Source organism: Roseomonas sp. AR75, from assembly GCF_005222815.1.
GTDB lineage: Bacteria > Pseudomonadota > Alphaproteobacteria > Acetobacterales > Acetobacteraceae > Falsiroseomonas.
In genome coordinates this window covers 218,206-234,748 of sequence record NZ_STGB01000001.1, presented here as the reverse complement: position 1 = coordinate 234,748, position 16,543 = coordinate 218,206, and the positions used below count along the sequence as shown (strand labels likewise).

General features: G+C 68.4%; 12 protein-coding genes and 1 tRNA gene (1 of these 13 cut by a window edge). 7 read left to right on the top strand and 6 right to left on the bottom strand.

Features of this window, described 5'->3' with window-relative positions; translation table 11 throughout:
* Positions 1 to 20 precede the first annotated feature (20 nt).
* A complete protein-coding gene (locus E4T13_RS01010; RefSeq protein WP_137176380.1) occupies positions 21 to 1,424 on the bottom strand; it encodes a glycoside hydrolase family 71/99-like protein in 1,404 nt (467 codons plus the stop codon).
* A gap of 57 nt (positions 1,425 to 1,481) precedes the next feature.
* Between E4T13_RS01010 and E4T13_RS01005 the strand changes: the two genes are divergently transcribed.
* Entirely contained in the window at positions 1,482 to 1,919 is a 438-nt protein-coding gene (locus E4T13_RS01005) for a hypothetical protein (RefSeq protein WP_137176379.1), read from the top strand.
* 208 nt (positions 1,920 to 2,127) lie between these two features.
* Positions 2,128 to 2,203: transfer RNA gene (locus E4T13_RS01000), tRNA-Glu, on the top strand.
* A 525-nt stretch (positions 2,204 to 2,728) separates the two neighbouring features.
* Here the strand turns inward: E4T13_RS01000 and E4T13_RS00990 are convergent.
* Positions 2,729 to 4,381, bottom strand: a complete 1,653-nt coding sequence (locus E4T13_RS00990) for a hypothetical protein (RefSeq protein WP_137176377.1) — start codon at positions 4,379 to 4,381, stop codon at positions 2,729 to 2,731.
* Entirely contained in the window at positions 4,371 to 5,402 is a 1,032-nt protein-coding gene (locus E4T13_RS00985; RefSeq protein WP_170984728.1) for a LacI family DNA-binding transcriptional regulator, read from the bottom strand. Before E4T13_RS00985 ends, E4T13_RS00990 begins: the two co-directional genes overlap by 11 nt.
* 185 nt (positions 5,403 to 5,587) lie before the next feature.
* Between E4T13_RS00985 and E4T13_RS00980 the strand changes: the two genes are divergently transcribed.
* Genes E4T13_RS00980 through E4T13_RS00970 form a run of 3 tightly spaced genes read left to right on the top strand, consistent with a single transcriptional unit; the run spans position 5,588 to position 9,971 of the window.
* Positions 5,588 to 6,583 (top strand): tripartite tricarboxylate transporter substrate binding protein, encoded by a 996-nt coding sequence (locus tag E4T13_RS00980; RefSeq protein ID WP_137176375.1) that lies wholly within the window; start codon positions 5,588 to 5,590, stop codon positions 6,581 to 6,583.
* A gap of 32 nt (positions 6,584 to 6,615) precedes the next feature.
* Positions 6,616 to 8,271: a hypothetical protein gene (locus E4T13_RS00975; RefSeq protein ID WP_137176374.1), complete on the top strand. Its 1,656-nt coding sequence runs from the start codon at positions 6,616 to 6,618 to the stop codon at positions 8,269 to 8,271.
* Positions 8,268 to 9,971: a hypothetical protein gene (locus E4T13_RS00970; protein WP_137176373.1), complete on the top strand. Its 1,704-nt coding sequence runs from the start codon at positions 8,268 to 8,270 to the stop codon at positions 9,969 to 9,971. Before E4T13_RS00975 ends, E4T13_RS00970 begins: the two co-directional genes overlap by 4 nt.
* Here E4T13_RS00970 and E4T13_RS30365 read toward each other — a convergent pair.
* On the bottom strand, positions 9,957 to 10,223 hold the full coding sequence (locus E4T13_RS30365) for a hypothetical protein (RefSeq protein ID WP_240791022.1): 267 nt from the start codon (positions 10,221 to 10,223) through the stop codon (positions 9,957 to 9,959). The genes E4T13_RS00970 and E4T13_RS30365 overlap by 15 nt on opposite strands.
* A 164-nt stretch (positions 10,224 to 10,387) precedes the next feature.
* The gene (locus E4T13_RS00960; protein WP_137176371.1) at positions 10,388 to 11,095 is read right to left on the bottom strand and encodes a DUF6445 family protein; all 708 of its coding nucleotides are present in this window, start codon (positions 11,093 to 11,095) and stop codon (positions 10,388 to 10,390) included.
* Between E4T13_RS00960 and E4T13_RS00955 the strand changes: the two genes are divergently transcribed.
* Positions 11,094 to 12,725, top strand: coding sequence for a tryptophan halogenase family protein (locus E4T13_RS00955; RefSeq protein ID WP_240790937.1), 1,632 nt, complete (start codon positions 11,094 to 11,096; stop codon positions 12,723 to 12,725). The two genes, E4T13_RS00960 and E4T13_RS00955, sit on opposite strands and share 2 nt — an antisense overlap.
* 83 nt (positions 12,726 to 12,808) lie before the next feature.
* Here the strand turns inward: E4T13_RS00955 and E4T13_RS00950 are convergent, their stop codons facing one another.
* On the bottom strand, positions 12,809 to 13,387 hold the full coding sequence (locus tag E4T13_RS00950; protein ID WP_137176370.1) for a toxin-activating lysine-acyltransferase: 579 nt from the start codon (positions 13,385 to 13,387) through the stop codon (positions 12,809 to 12,811).
* Positions 13,388 to 13,687: 300 nt separating this feature from the next.
* Here E4T13_RS00950 and E4T13_RS30155 point away from each other — a divergent pair, with 300 nt between their 5' ends.
* A protein-coding gene (locus E4T13_RS30155; protein ID WP_206030050.1) for a tandem-95 repeat protein crosses the window boundary here: on the top strand, positions 13,688 to 16,543 show its beginning. Its footprint extends 24,729 nt past the window's final position; 2,856 of the gene's 27,585 nt are visible here — the first part of the coding sequence; its start codon is at positions 13,688 to 13,690; the stop codon falls past the right edge of the window.

The following is a 16,543-nucleotide window of genomic DNA, read 5'->3' as shown; positions in this document are numbered from 1 at the left end:
TAAGCCCTCGACGCCTCGGATCAGATATCCGGCTGAGCAGGCAATCTCCCGCCCCGGAGTCCACGCGTTATCCCGCGCGCCAGTTGCAGATACCAGTCTGCCGGAAGCGCACAGCCATCTGCATCGAGCGGGACGAAGGCCGGTTCGGCCGGCTGGCCTGCTCGATCCGGCACCAGCTTGAAGATTGCCGTGCCCTCGTCGACTTCGTCGAACATCGCGGTGTAGAGCATGCCGGCGCCTGCATTCACGGCATTCGCCGCCTGGCGCCAATAGAAGCCGCCACAGCGGCGGGCGATCTGGTTCAGCCGAGCCTCCCGTTGACGCGCCTTCATCACGTTCGACCAAGAGAAGCCGGGGAAGATCACCGGCAGCATCTCCTGCCCCGCGGCGCCTGCCGCAGCCATGTCCGGGCGCAGGACCTGGCGCAGATAGGTGTCGGCGCCCGCCGCGTCGGCATACCGCCCCACCGTCCAGGGGCTCAGCACCTGCACCGACGCATACACCTCCCGCCAGCGCAAAGACGGGTCAGCGTCGCGCGTGCCGGTTCGCCAGAATGCCGGAACGCCGGCCACCACGCTCAGACCCTCGGCGCCCGCGACGCCACGCAAGGCCGAAAGCGCCTCCAGAACTGCCTCCGGGGTCAAGGGCCGGTCGCGGAAACCAAGGCCCCAGAGGCCGAGAACGGGCCGCCCGCCGTGGAACTGCTGGGCCGGGCTGCGCAACTGCCCCTCCTCCACCAGTCGCCGCCAATCCTCGACAAGCGCTCGAAGGCCTTGGTCATCCGTGCCGCTGAGATCGTACATGAGGAACATCGCCCGTCCCTCCGCCTCTGCCGCGGCACGCGCATGGGCCAGCATGCGGTCCGCCTGCGCCCGCCGTCGCGCATGCGACAGGATGGAGACGAAGCGTTGCACGGCCGCGCCGTCGATCTCGTATTCCCGCATCCAGCGGAAGTGCCGCCGCACCGTGCGCGCATCCTGGGCCGTGAACAGCCGCACCGGCCGGCCGGCACGATCGGTCCACGGCGTCGGGCAGCCTTCGCCCTGCTCCAGCTCCGAGGTGTCGGGCAGCATGTCGAAGGTCGGCCGAAGCTGGCCGTCCTGCATACGATGGAACCAGTGGAACCAGTCGTCGCGATTCTGCTCGTCCGGGCAGACGAACCAGCCCTGGTAGCCGACGACATGGCGCCGCTGCAGCGTCGCATGGCGCGGCGATCCCGCAGCACGCCGCAGCGCCGGTATCGCAAAGGCAGCGCTGGCCGCGGAAAGCAGCAGACGGCGACGCATGGCACCCTTCATCGCAGGCTCCCTCCTTGCCGCAGATTCGCGCACCGCACTTGGCCGCGTGTTCGCCGCGCGCGCATGACAGTTGCACAACAGGCATTCCTTGCGCGCAAGGCGGGTTGACGAACCCGCGGGTTGCAAGGAAACAACCTGTCATCTCACCGGGATCGTACTTCCTTTGCAGCGGAGCGTTGGGCCTTGAAGAATTTCCAGGATGTCCTCGACGTGCGGGCCTGGGCGGATGCGGGCGTGATCATCGAGGGGTTCGCCCCGCCAGAGGACGGGTTCATCTGGCAGATGGGCCGCTGGGGCGAGATCACCTTCGACTTCGACGAGACCGGCCGCAGCCGCACCGGCATGGCAGACCTGATGGTCGAGCTCGACGTGTTCAAGCGCCCGCCGGGCCTGCCGGGCCAGAACGTCTTCATCTATCTGAACGGCGTGCGCACCGGGTCCTTCTTCGTCACGCATCGCCGCATCCTCATCATGAACTTTCCGGTCAGCCTGCTGCGCGCCCGCTCCAACGTCCTCACCATCGATACGCCCGATTCGGCATCGCCGAAGCAGTTCGGCAGCGAGGACGGACGGGTGCTCGGCGCCGCCGTCTTCGCGGTGTATTTCCGCCGGGAAGCCTGACGCGCCGTGCCTGGCCGAGGCGCCGCATCCGGCGCGCATCGCGCCGCGCCGGGGGGCTAGCGCGGCGCGCCTTCAGAAGCTATGCACCCCCCGCTTCCGCTGTCGCCAGCGTCGCAGCCGCAGCCGCGTTCCTCGCCTCAGCCCCGACGAAGGGCTGATGAGCCGAGGATGTCGGGCCGCCAAGCTGCGATGCGTCACGGATGCCGAGGTCCCGTTCGTCTAGAGGCCTAGGACACCAGCCTTTCACGTTGGTAACACGGGTTCGAATCCCGTACGGGACGCCACCTTCTCCCGATACGAACCTTCTCCCGTAAGGCGGGCCGGCGTCGCGGGGCGCAGGTTTTCCGCGGGCTTCGCGCGCGGGCTGGCGGATGCGCCAGCGGGACGAAGCCCAGACATGGCTCGCTCCAGCCTCTCTCCGAACCTGGCGACTTGGATGAGCTATACTGGGCGGCTTACCAACCCCCGCCGCTTGCCGCTCGCACCCGACGTGCCGAGGTTCGCGGAGGTACGGCCGGGGTGCGAGGCCACCTCCTGTGTCGGGTCGATGGCGCCGGGGCGCACGCCGGAGCCGGCGCTGGCGAAGCTCGCCCAGGCAGCCGGTGCCGCTCTCGCCTTGCCGGCCATCCGGCCTTCGGTGCGCTTCCACGAAGCCGGCACGCTCGCCGCGCTGTCGCAGATTGCTTACAAGGCCGGAGCCACGGATCGTGCCGGCGGGCGCGGGCGCTATCGAGGTCGAATGCTGGGGCGGCGGTGGATCCCGCGGCTGCGGGGCGAGCACGAACTCACCTGGGTCCGTGGTGCCGCGGTCATCCCCCCGACGCAACGCCCGCCAGGACGGCTCCCTCGGCTGCGGTGTCGCGGGCGCGGCGATGGTCCAGAAGCATGACGACCTGGTGCGGAACCGTGGGATCGTCGGAGAGCGGCGCAAGGCGCGCGGCGCAAGCTTCCAACGCATGCACCGCCTGTCGCAATTCCGCGCGACCCTCCGCCCCTGCCGCCTCGCCCTGCTGCGCAACGAACCGCGCGAGAAGACAGACCCGCGCAGCGAGACAATGGCCTTCGACCCAGGGCTCGAAATAGCGGAAGGCCGCACGGATAGCCGCATGCAGCCGGACATCAAGGCCGGGCGCCCCCTCCTCAACGCGCGCCGCCAAGAGCCGCGTCGCGGCCAGCGCCCTGTCCTTCTCCGCCAGCAATTCCGCCAGACGCGATCGGTCGAGGCGGAGATCCTCCACGCGCTCCGGCACCCAGCAGGCGAGGCTATCGCGCACCTCGGCGCCCCACCAGGCGCGCGCGACGCTGCGCGGCAGCATGCTGTTGTCGGCAGTGACGAAGCCATCCGTGTAGACCGTGCCGCGCACCACGGGCAGTGTCGCCCTCAGCACGTCCGCCAGCCAGGCCGCGCCGCTCTCAACATGGCCCTCAGCGCGCAGCCAGCGGCGGCAGAGTTCCTCCGCCTCCAAGGATGCATCGCCCCCGATCAGCGCCGCACCCGCCATGAGGTTGAGGGCCGCGAGGTTGTCCAGCGCATCGAGGTCGTTGATGCGCTCCCACTCGATGCGCAGGATGGCCCCGCCCGCGCCTTTCGCACGCCAGCGCGGCAGGCGTGCTGCGAGATCGTCGAGCACCAGGCAGGGCATGATGCCCCAACCGAAGAACTGGCCCAGGCAGTCATACTCCACCCATTGCTCTCGCTCCCGCAGCGCGCCCAGCGCGGGGTTGTCGGGGAAGGTGATGTAGAAATCATGCGGCATCGCCTTGATGCTGAAGACGACATCGCCCGGCGCCTTGCGCATGGCGGCGATCAGGGGCGCATGGTCCTCCGGCTTGTAGGCGAAGTCCCGCACCGCCAGCCGCTTGCCGCGCCGCGCCACCGGCCCATGCATCGCCGCGATGATGCCACCATACCAATCCTCGAGCGTCTGCGCGGCACAGAGATCGCAGCGGCAGCGGTGCTGCACGCGCGACGCTCGGCTTTCCTGCGAACCGAAGCTGACGATGATGCCGGCGAGGGCTGGAAAGTCGCCGAGCAACTCGTCGGTCTTGGCGGCGATGTAGTCCGACCAGAACGGCTCGCTCGGGCAGATTGCGCCGCCCTTGAACAGCTCCGGCCACAGCGCCAGCACCTCGTCGGAGAAGCCGATCTCCTTGACATTCACCCAGGTCTCGACGCCGGCCGCGCCGGCCATGGCGAGGAGGGAGTGGAGATAGGCCCGGTTGTTGAAGATCGCATTCTCGCCGCGCCGGCTCGGTACGTCGCGCCACAGCGCATGCGGATCGAAGTAGCGCCGGGGATAGACGACATGGTGCACCAGGTCGCTCTCGTGCAGCACCAGTGCGTTGAGGCCGTGCGCCTGCATGAAGTCCAGGGCGCGGGTGACGCGGTCGCGCCGCCAGATGCCCTGGCCGTGCAGCTCCAGGCCGCGGAAAGGCAGGGCGGAGCTGCGCTCAGGCGCCACGGTGCGTTCCTCCATCCTCGGGCAGAGTAGTCGCGCGCTGGATCAACTCGCCGGAGACGAGACGGCTGATGCCAGCGCTCTCCGGCGCCGTGCCAAGGCGAACGAGGAGGTCGATCGCCTCCTCGGTCATCGTATCCGTCCGCTGCCGGATCGTGGTCAGGCGATATGTCGGCCAGGACGCCATGGCGATGTCGTCGAAGCCAACAACGGAGACATCCTCCGGCACGCGCAGGCCGCGCTCGTGCCGAAGATGGTCCAGCAGCGCGATCGCCATCATGTCGTTGGCGCAGAACACCGCATCCGGATGCTCGGGAGGCGCGAACAGCCGGCGCGCAGCCTCGTAGCCCGCGCCGTACTCGAAGCTGCCGGCCTCGGTGGCATGGAGGGTGCGGCCGGCTGCGGCGAGCGCATCCCGGAAGCCGCGGGCGCGCTCGATGCCGGAGGCAATCTCCGGCCGGCCGGCCATGAAGGCGATGCGCCGCCGCTGCGTCCTCAGGAACAGTTCGGCCACACGCATCCCGCCGGCATGGTTGTCGCAACCGACCATGCTGACGCCCGCCGTCGGCACCGCGCGGTTCAGCAGCACCACCGGAACCTTGCGCTCGCGGCATACTCGCTTGAGCCCGGGCGAGAGTGTCGCGGAGCCCATCAGCACGCCGGCGAGCGGCACGCGGAAAAGGTCGGGGATCACCGCATCGACATCGGTGCCGCGCGGCGCGCATTGCACCTGCACGCCATAGCCGCGCGCGCGCAGCCCGAGCGTCAGGCGACCCAGCACCTCCGCGAAGAAGGGGTTGGTCATGTCGCCCATGACGATGCCGATGCTGGGCGGCGCATCCACCGCAACGCGCAGCAGCGTACGCGGCACGTAGCCGAGATCGCTGGCGGCGGCGAGCACGCGCTGGCGGGTCTGCGGCGCGATTGTAGCGCCCGGCGTGAAGGCGCGCGAGACGGCGGCGACCGAGACGCCCGCGCGACGGGCAACGACGGCGGAGGTGGCGCGGGCTCCAGCAGAGGGCATCGGGTCCTGCAAATTTTGCAGTCGTGACTTTGCACATACGTGGCTCATCGGCAAGCATCCGCGCAGTGCATGGGCGCTTGACAGTGCAACTCTGCGCCGCGCAACCTGCGCAAAGTTATCAGCGGTCTGCAATTAATCTGCAGGCTGGCTGCACAACGCCATAAGAGGCAAGGAGGACGTCCGCCATGACAACACGTCGCCAGGCCATCCAGGCCGCCACTGCGGCGGCGGCCATGCAGGCCCTCACCCGGGGTGCGGCGGCCCAGGCCTTTCCGAGCCGGCCGATGCGCCTGATCGTGCCTTTCGCACCCGGCGGCAGCACCGACATCATCGGCCGCTTCCTTGCGCGCGAGGCAGGGCAGAAGCTCGGCCAGTCCATCGTTGTGGAGAACCGCCCGGGCGCCGGCGCCATGATCGGCCTTAACGAACTCGTACAGGCGCGGCCCGACGGCTACACCATCGGCATGACGAACAGCGGCATGGTGTTCCAGCCGCTCTACGGACATGCGCGGCACAACTACGCCACCGACCTGCAGGCGATCGCGCAGGTTGGCGAGATTCCGTTCGTACTCGCAGTGAAGTCCGACGCACCCTGGCGTACGCTGCCGGAGCTGGTGGACTGGGCGCGGGCGCATCCCGGCGACCTGATGTATGGCATCACCGGCTACGGCAACACGTCCCATATCGGGCCGGAGAAGCTGCGGCTGCTCGCCAACCTGCAGATGGAAGCGGTGAACTATCCTGGCGGTGGCCCGCTGATCACGGCCCTGCTCGGCGGGCACATCAAGGCCATCTCCAACAATCCCGTGGACCTGCGGACCTATATCCGCGACGGCTCGGTCCGGGTGCTCTGCGCCTTCGCTGAGAAGCGGCTGGAGGATCCGGCGCTACGCGACATCCCGACCGCGCGCGAGTACGGCTATGACATCGTCGTGACGCTCTGGCAGGGCGTCGGCGCGCCGCGCGGCATGCCGGACGAGGTGATCCGCCGGCTGGACACGGCGTTCGGCGAGCTGCTGCAGTCGCCTTCCGCGCAGGCCTCGGTCCGCGAATACGGCCTGCAACCCGCCTATCTCGACGCCGCCCCGTTTCAGCGGAAATGGGTGGAGGACCAGGCTCGGCAGCTGCGGACCATCACCGAGACCGGCATCATCGACGTCGTGCGCAGACAGACGCGCTGAGCGCCGCGCCGGCACCCCAGGAACGAGCAAGCGTGTCCGATTTCCGCCTGCGCGGCCTCGAATTCCATTCCCATCGCATGTGGCAATGGGCGCAGGTGGAGCGCGCGCTCGACCTGATGACGAAGTTCGACCTGAACGCGCTGATCTTCCACCAGAACGACATCGTCGAGCACCTGGTCTTCCCGGAGAAGTGGTTCCCCGACGCGCTCATGTGGAAGCGCAATCCCGTGCGCCTGCACTCGATCCACCAGAACCGGCACTACATCAACACGGTCGCCCGCGCCTGCGCCGCCCGGGGGATAGACTTCTTTCTCGAGGTGAAGGAGATCAGCTTCGTCGATCAGCTCCTGGAGCTGGTGCCAGAGCTGCGCCGGCCGGACGGCATGGTCGACCCCGCCAGCTCCTTCTGGTGGGATTTCCTGGAAGCGAAGTATCGGGAACTGCTGGAGGCCGTGCCCGGGCTTGCCGGCATCATCGTCAGCCCGGGCACGCGGGAGAGCAAGGTCTCGATCGCGACGCATGCCGCGGAGATCGACCCGGTCGAGTGGTATGCGCGGCTGCTCGGGGCCATGCACAGGCCCATCGCGGAGAAGGGCCGCATCCTCGCTGTGCGCGACTTCTCCTACACCGCCGACCAGCAGAGCCGCATGATCGAGGCCGCGGGCCGGGTCTGCTCCGACATCGTCATCAGCCTGAAGAACACGCCGCACGACTACTACCCCACCTTCCCCACCAACCCGCGCATCGGGCATTGCGGCGCGCATCCGCAATGGGTGGAGTTCGACACCTGGGGCCAGTTCTTCGGCCTCGGCGTCTTCCCCGTCAGCGTGGTGGAGGATATGCAGCGCCGCATGCGCGAATGCCTTGCGAAGGGCGTCGAAGGCATCTCCTTGCGCACCGATTGGGAAGTGATCACCGATGCCGGCGCGTTCAACAGCCCCAACCTGCTGAATGTCATCGCCGGTGCGATGCTGTCTGAGCGGATCGAGCGCGACCTCGGCGAGGTCTACGGCGCCTGGGCGTCGCACGGCATGCTCTCGCCGCTGCGCAGCGCATCCGAGAACGCGCCGCCGGTGCCGGCGACAGCACCCGACGCCGCGCCAAGGCTCCGGCGCTTCATGCAGGCCTCCTGGTCCGTGATGGAGAAGGCCGCCTATGTGCGCGGCCATCTTTTCCACGAGGACGACCAGTATCCCGATACGCTGGACAAGGCCTTCGCGATGCTGGTGGACATCCACGGCCGCGACGAGTGGGAGCCCGGCGCCTCCCGCCTCCTCGACCCGACCGAGGGCAACGTCGCCATCATCCTCGCGGAGAAGCGCGAGGCGGTGGAGGCGATGCGCCGCCTGCCCGCCCTGCTGGATGCCGGCACGCTCGGCCTGCCATCGACCATGGCGGCGGAACTCGACACCATGCTCGATCTCTACCGGCTCTGGGTGGAGGGCTTCGAGCATTGCGCGCGGACGGTCTTCCTCACGCGGCGGGCGGAGGCCACAGGCAGCGCCGCGGACAGGGAAGCGGCGCTCGCGACGCTGCCGCCGATGCGGGCCTTCTGCGACGAGGTGGCGCAGCGCCTGGCCGGCACCGCCTTCTTCCATGTCGTCTACTGGCTGCTGGACGAAAGGCGCCTTCGCTCGCTCGCCGACGACGTCGCGCGGCGGCTGGCGCAGCAGGCCGCCGCCACGTGAGCGAGCCTGCCTTCGCGATCCGCGCGCTGGAGATGCACAGCCGCTTCGTCTGGGACTTCGACCGGGTGCGGCGCTCGCTGGACTTCATCGCAGAGCAGGGCATGACCGCCCTCGTCCTGCACCGGAACGACATCGTGGACCGGATCATCTGGCCGGGCCGCTACTTCGGCGCCGCGCCACAGGCGGCGAACATCTTCGAACGCTACCGGGACAGCTTCCGCACGCTGTACGAATACACGCCGACGCGACGCAGCGGCCCCTATCATCGCCGCGAGTATCTCCGCCGCATCGTCGAACTCGCGGCACGGCAGGGCACGCAGGTCTGGTTCCAGAACAAGGAACTCTTCTTCCACGAGATCTTCCTCGAATTGCGTCCCGAGCTGACCAAGGGCGGCACGCTCTGCCCTAACGAGCCCTTCTGGTTCGACTTCGTCGAGGCGAAGTACACGGAGCTGTTCCAGGAGCTGCCTGGGCTCGCCGGCGTGATCACCGCGCCGGGCACGGGCGAAAGCCGGCTGTCCATCACCGCCAACCGCTGCCGCTGCAAGCTTTGCGCCGAGTCGACGCCGCGGGGCTGGTATGGCCGGCTGATCGGCGCGATGCACCGACCGATCCGCGCCGCTGGCAAGTCGCTCGTGATCCGCGACTTCGTCTTCAGCAAGCGCGCGCAGGAGGACCTGGCTGCGGCGTTCGAGGCGATGCCGGCCGATATCGCCGTCAGCCTGAAGAACACGCCGCACGACTACTACCCGAGCTTTCCCGACAATCCTCGCCTCGGCCGCGTCGGTGACCGCCGGCAATGGCTGGAATTCGACTGCATGGGCCAGTATTTCGGCTGGGGAATCGCGCCTGCCATCCTGATCGAGGATTGGCGCGGCCGGCTTGATCGCGCCCGCGCCGCCGGGGTTGAGGGGCTGGTCTTCCGCACCGACTGGGAAAGCCTGGACAGCCATAGCTGCTTCCATACGCCCAACCTCGCCAACCTCCACGCCGGCGCCGCGCTGGGCCGCGACCCCGGGACCTCGGCGCACGACGTCTACGCGGAGTGGATGGCGCGCGCGGGCATGCTCGAGGCCGACACGCCAGGCATCCGCGCCGCTTGCGGCGTATGGGCGGAGGCGCTGCTCGGCGCCAGTTGGGATGCGGTGGCGGGCACGCTCTACGCGCGCGGCTGCGTGCTGAACGACAGCAGCACATTCCCGGTCGGCTTCGACCATGCCTGGTGGCTAGCCGAGGAGAAGAACAGCCTGGCCGACTGGGACCCGAGCAAGACGGACGCGCTTGCGCCGACGCAGGAAGCGCTGGATGCCGTGCTCGCCGAGCGCGATGCGGCGCTCGCCACGCACGGCCGGTCGGCCGCCGCGTTGGATGATCCTCCGACGGGGCTGAGGCCGGAGGCGCTGGCGGCGCTGCGCGAGCATATGCGGCATTGCCGCCTCTACCTGAGCGGTTTCGCCGCGGTCACGCGCGCGCTGATGCTTTCGCGCTTCCTTTCCGTACCGCAGTCGGCGGCAGCGCGGCGCGAGGCGGAGGCGCGGCTGAAACAGGCACTTGGCGCCTTGCTCGAGCTGGCCGCGGATTTTGCGAAGGTGGAGAAGGAGAATCCCCGACCTGCCGTCGTCACCGCGCTTAGCGCGGAGCGGCTGCGCACGCTGTACGCGGACCTCCTCGCTCGCCGCGGGGCATCATCGGTCGCGTAGCGGCAGGATGCAGCGACTGTAGTGCCTGGCAAGCGCGCAGGCGGCATGGTCGCGATCGTCACCTATGCCGATTTGGTGCAGGACCTGCCGGGCGGCTCGGCACTGAGCGCGCAGCGGGCTCACAACGCCTCCCATGTTCTCGGAGCCGAACTCGCACAGTTCGCCGATCGAGACGCCGAGCTCGCGCGGCAGTCCGTCGGCCAGCAGCGGCATGGCCTCGAGGGTGGAGCGGAGCTCGTCGCCCTTCAGCACGCCGGAGGCCAGCGCCCGGGCGAGCTGCTGCGTGCCCGCCGCCACCGCGCCAAGCAGGACGCCCGGGAGTTCACCCGCGGCCTCGACGAGCGCTTCTGGATCAACGAGGGGTCCGAGGAGCGCGTCCACCGCCTGGCAAGGCCGCTGCGGCTCCGCACGCGCACTCAAGCCGGAGCGTAGTCGACGAAGAAGGTTGCGACGAGGCGGCCTCGCGCCGGATCGGACGACAGCAGTGACGGATCCTCGATCACGCCGCTATGGAGGGTGCAACTGCGGTAGACGAGCACGCGGTTGAACCGCGCCGGGATCGTCGCGGTGCGGACATAACCGGGGACGTCGGCGCCGGGATACCCGTCTTCGGGCCGCAGCCTCGCCAGGCCTGCCGTGCGGGCGGCGATGTAGCGCTCGCGCGTCTCCGGGCCGACCTGCTCGAGGCCGGTCTCGGCCTGGCGATAGAAGGCCGTGCCGTCGAATGGCGCTTCGCACAGGAAGTGCATGATCGCCACCCTGTCCGGCCGCGCGACATCGATATGCGGCACACGCTGCAGCGGCGTGAGTTCGGCGGGCGAGAGCGTCACCATCGAGAAGCTGCACTCGAAGCGCGCGACCTTCATTATGCCGCCGCCGAGCAGCCGGTTCACGATGGGGCCGTGCAGGCGCGCGATCAGAGCCCGTGCATAGGCCGCCGGCAGCCCCGCACGGAGGCCCGGAAAGCTGCCTGGGGGCATCGCCTGCCAGGGCCGTACGGCGCAGGCGGCGCCGCGCAGCGCGTGGGCGCCCTCCGCCACGCCATCGATCACCAGCACCGGCTCGCGCGAGGTTCCCACGGGAACAACGTCGATCGTCAGGGACGGCGCGATCGCGAAGGCCATGGCGGGCAAGGTTGTCGAGTTCGGTTCGACGGCGCAAGCTCGATGTCGTGCCTCGCGTGCCCCTGCGGCATGGTTCTGGTCAATCGAGCGGACAGCGATGCGTGAAGCGATGCGGGTGGTGATTGCCGGGGGCGGCTCGGCCGGCTGGATGGCGGCGGCGGCACTGTCCCAGTATTTCGGCGCGCGCCTTTCGATCAGCCTCGTCGAGTCGGAGGAGATCGGCATCGTCGGTGTCGGCGAGGCGACGATCCCGCAGATCCGGCTGTTCAACGCCGGCCTCGGCCTCGACGAGCGCGCATTCCTGCGCGAGACCATGGGCACATTCAAGCTCGGCATCGAGTTCGTCGGCTGGCGACGCGACGGCCTGCGCTATTTCCACGGCTTCGGCGAGCTCGGCCGGGCCATCGGGCTGGTGCCGTTCCATCATTACTGGCTGCGCTACCGCCGGGAGGGCGGCACGCTGCCCCTCGACCGGTTCAGCGCGAACACCATGGCGGCGCGGGAGCGCCGGTTCGGCGTGCCCGCCGGCAGGTTCGCGGCGCGGTTACCTGCCTCGGCCTATCATTTCGACGCGACGCGCTACGCCGCATTCCTACGCAGCTACGCCGAGGTACGCGGCGTGATCCGCCGCGAAGGAAAGATCGTCAATGTCCGTCTCGACGGCGAGAGCGGCTTTGTTTGCGGGCTGGACCTGGCCGATGGTGGGCAACTCGAAGGCGACCTCTTCATCGACTGCTCGGGGTTCCGCGGGCTGATCATCGAACAGGCTCTGGCGTCCGGGTTCGAGGACTGGTCGCACTGGCTGCCATGCGACCGCGCCCTGGCCGTGCCTTCCACTGGCGACGGCAAGCTCGAACCCTTCACCCGCTCGACCGCGCGCGAGGCGGGCTGGCAGTGGCACATCCCGCTGCGTCATCGCACGGGCAATGGACATGTCTATTCCAGCAGCTTCACCAGCGACGACGAGGCCCATCGTGTGCTGCTGGCAAACCTCCCCGGCGACCGGCTCGCCGATCCGCGCCCCTTGCGCTTCGTCACCGGAAAACGGCGGGAGATCTGGAAGAAGAACTGCATCGCGCTGGGGCTTGCCAGTGGCTTTCTGGAGCCGCTCGAGTCGACGAGCATCCACCTGATCCAGGCCGGGATCGCACGCCTTCTGTCGCTGTTCCCGGATCGGCACTGCGACCCCACCCTGGTGCGGGAGTTCAACCGGCAGCTCGACTGGGAATTCACCGCCGTCCGCGACTTCCTGATCCTGCACTATCACGTCACGGAGCGGGACGGCACGGAGTTCTGGCGCTACTGCCGGGCCATGGCGATCCCCGACAGCCTGCAGGAAAAGCTGGCGATGTTCCGCACCTCGGGCCGGATCGTGCGGCAGAACATGGAGCTCTTCGACGTGCCGAGCTGGCTGCAGGTGATGTGGGGCCAGGGGCTGCGTCCTACGGGCCATCACCCGATGGTCGATGCAGCCTCCGGCGCCGACCTCGCCGGCTACATCGCGATGAATGAGCGCGAGACAAGCGAGCAGGTCGCGGCCCTTTCGGACCACGCATCCTACCTTGCGCGGCTGGTCGGGGATGATGGCTCAGCGCCGCGCGATCCGCAGAAGACGCGCGGCGCGAACTAGGGCTGCCAAGGGCTGCAAGAAAGCGCTGCGGCGCGCGCCGATCCGCTGACGCACTGCCTGCCGTTCCGCGGCTGCGATGAAGCTCAGCCGGGCTCGACGGGCGGCTCGGTCTTGCGCGCCCCCATCTTCTCCAGGAGTTCGGGTTCGACCAGCCGCGTGATCAGCGGATGGAGCCGCAACTCACCCGACTTCGCCACCTGACGGAAGCTGGCGATCACCGCCGCCGTGGTGGCCTTGTCGGTCGCGACGACGTCCAGCAGCCAGTTGATCGGGCCGCTGGTCCAGTCCTCGCCCTTCAGCCGCACCGGAAAGGCGCCGGCTTTCACCTGCTCGCGGATGCGCGCATCGACCTCTTCGGACACGCTCGCCCAGATCGCGAAGCCGGCCATGTCGGGCTCGGGCGCGGCCTCGGATTTCGGCGGGTAGGCGATGGCCAGGCGGTCGCGCAGCATCGGATCGAGCACAAGGTGCTGCAGGTCAGCCAGCATCTGCGAGCGGTAGCGCGGCAGCATCATCATCGCCATCACCGCCTTGCCGAAGTTCTCGCGCACGGCCGAGCGAACCTGGGCGATCTTGCGCGCCACTTCGGGGTCCAGTTGCTGCGTCGCCGCGGCGCCGGCGGCAGCGGAGCCCTCGGCGGAATCGTTCGTGCCCGCGTTCATCGGCGTTGCCCGTACGGCTGCGTGGCGGCGAGACGCGACAGTACGGTCATGAAGCCCGTCGATGGCCTCTGCGCGCCACAGGATCGGATGCCTGGGGACGGTGACGCTGGCTGGTCACGGATGTCAAGCCGGTGCGTTCGCCGACTGTTCCAGAGCTTCGTTGACCGGTCCTGTCACGAACAATTACAGTCGCGATCTGGGGTTTGATACGCAACGTCCGCTTTCGCCGGCGGGCGTATCGGTGAGCGACCCGTCGGTCGCGACCGTCCGAGCATCGATGCGCGGCCGCCTTGCCGGCAGTTGCGCTGGCGTGCCGGTACAGGGAGGCGTTCGTACATGGCCATCGGTCGCGACCTGTATCTCGCCATTCTGGCCCTGGATACTTACAACAGGGACTACGAACAGGTCGTAAAGCTCAGCGGGACCCATGTCGGCGACGCGCGGATCCTGTCACGGGACACCGACCTCGGCCTGACGGACGCGATCTTCGACACGTGGAAGAGCCAGGGTTTCCACGGCGTCGCGTACGACACCGGCGCGACCTCGATCGGCACCGATATCGCGATCTCCTACCGCGGCACGAATTTCGATTTCTCGTCCGACCCGGAAGGCCTCGGGTCAGCCGGCTGGCGTGACATCGTCAATGGCTGGAGCGTCTTCGCTGGCGGAACCGCAGGACAGGCCGCGCTTGCCCTCGACCTGTACATCGCGGCGGCCGGGCCTGGCGCGGACCTGCGCGCCGCAAGCATCTCCACCACTGGCCACTCTCTCGGCGGCGGCCTCGCTGGCCTGGTGGCCGAGACCTACAACCGCGCCGGGCTGCTGTTCGACCACATGCCGTACAGCGCAGCGCTTCTCAGCCTCTATGTGCAGGCGCAGTTCGACCAGACGCTGCTGGATCGCTACTTCCAGGGCCAGGATCGCTGGCCCGCCTCCGACGCCGGAATCAGCGTGCTGTCCACCGAGGGCGAGGTGCTGAGCGCACTGCGGCTCTCGCTCGACGGCAGCATCCCATCCTTCGGCGGCCTGCGCAGCCCGGTGACGCTGCACTCGATGGCGCTGCTGGTCGACCTGATCTGGGCGCGGGACAATGCCCGCACCGATTGGCAGCCGATCGGCAAGCAGCTGTGGAACGCGTATTTCGATGCAGCCATCGCCGACACGCTCACGATTCCGGCGAGCCTGGTCGGGCCGACCGGCGCCTTCGCCACTGTCCTGCAGTCCGCCATCGCCTACTCGGCGCTCGACAGCGGAGAGCGACCCTTTGGCGACACGGCGATCTGGTCCATGTTCGGCGACGCGGATCAACTCGGCGCGGTCGTGGGCGGAAGTCCGGCCACCTTCTTCGGCAAATACGTCCAGTTCGAGGTGAGCATCGGGCTTGCCGGGATCCAGGTCTTCAAGGACGTCAAGCAGACGCTGGCCGACCTTCTCGTCCAGTTCGCCGGCGCCCTTGCGATCAGGGACATCGAGGGGAATGCCGAAGCCAGGCGCGGCATCCTAGACCTCTCGGACGACGAGCAGATCCTCGCCCTCGACGCGTCGACGCATCTCTGGGAAGACCTGCTGGGCCCGGGCATCAAGCCCCTCAACATCCAGAAGTTCCGCGACACCTACTTCGCCCAGACCGATGAAGACTGGACCGACACGCTGCTGCGCTGGACCGGGCTGCGCACGCTCGAGGACATCGCCAAGGTCGGCTGGCAGGCCGACAACGCGGACATCTTCGACCGCTATCACATGCGGACGCGCGACGACGTCACGTCGATCATGCTGCCCGAGCGCAGCTACGGGCCAGCCGGCGGCACCGGCAATGCCGCCCGCGTTGACCTGTTCGTCGGTGGAGCGCTGGACGAGACGATCCTCGGCACGACGGGCAACGACCTGATCTTCGGCTCCGGCGGCGGGGACAGCATCGATGCCGGCGACGGCATCGACGTGATCAATGCCGGCAGCGGCGCCGACACCATCACCGGCGGCGGCGGTAGGAACCTGCTGATCGGTGGCGACGGCAACGACACGCTGACCTACCAGGGCAGTGCGGTCGGCAATGTGCTGACCATCATCATCTCCCCGGACATCGCCGACGAGGGCTTCGGCCTGATCGACCAGAACACCGTGCAGGTGCAGGTCCAGGGGGTGAATTCCGGCGGCGATCCGCTCGACGACATCGTCTTCGGCGTGGAGGAGCTGCGGCTCGGCGACGGCGCCGACGACGTCCTCATCCGGAAGGAGAACCAGTTCGACCTGTTCCGTGAACCGCTCGTCATCGATCTGGGCGGGCCGACTGGCGCCGGTGGCGACGGCGACACGCTGCGCTTCGGCACGCGCGACCTGCTCTTCTTCGAGGACCAGGGCGTCTTCTACCGCAATGGCTACATCCAGACCGCGATCCCGGGCTCCGGCTTCCTGTATGGCGCCACCAGCCTTCTCTACGCCGGCCAGCCACTGGCGGTGAACGGCCTCCTGCTGGCCGAAGAGTTCCTTGTCCCCAGCGACAAGGTCCGGTTCAAGGGCGTCGACAACGTCGAGCTGACCGACAAGGACGACCGCTTCGTCCTCGACAGCAGCGACGAAAGCAGCCATTCCGGTAGCGGCGAGATCAAGGGCAACAAGGGCGACGACGTCTTCTACGTCACCAACGTCCCCGATGGCGACCTCACCCTCGACGCGGGCGAAGGCAACGACATCATCATCGTCACGGACGGGCAGGCGGTCGTCACCGCGGGCGGTCTCGGCCGCGACGTGATCATCAACGCCAGCGAGGGGGGTCAACTCTACGGCGACCTCGTCAACGGCACGCTCGTCGACGAGAACGGAACCGTCACCGCCGTTCCCGACACCAGCGAGAACGCGGACCATTTCTGGTTCGCACCCGGCACGACCATCCTCGACCCGCAGAAGAACGACATCCTGTCCTTCTACGGGGTGCCGCTGACCGGCGGCGATGCAAGCGCCACATCCGTCGCCTGGGCGCTCGCCGGGCCCACCGGCGCGATATCCGGCGCGATCCAGAGCGGCTTCAGCTTCTTCTCCGTCGCGGTCATGGGCTCCACCTTCGGACTGCTGAAGACCTACTTCGACACCTGGCTGCCCAACATCGTCTACCTGGTGACCGAAACGGCCGACCAGAACGGCCGGGTCAAGATGGCGATC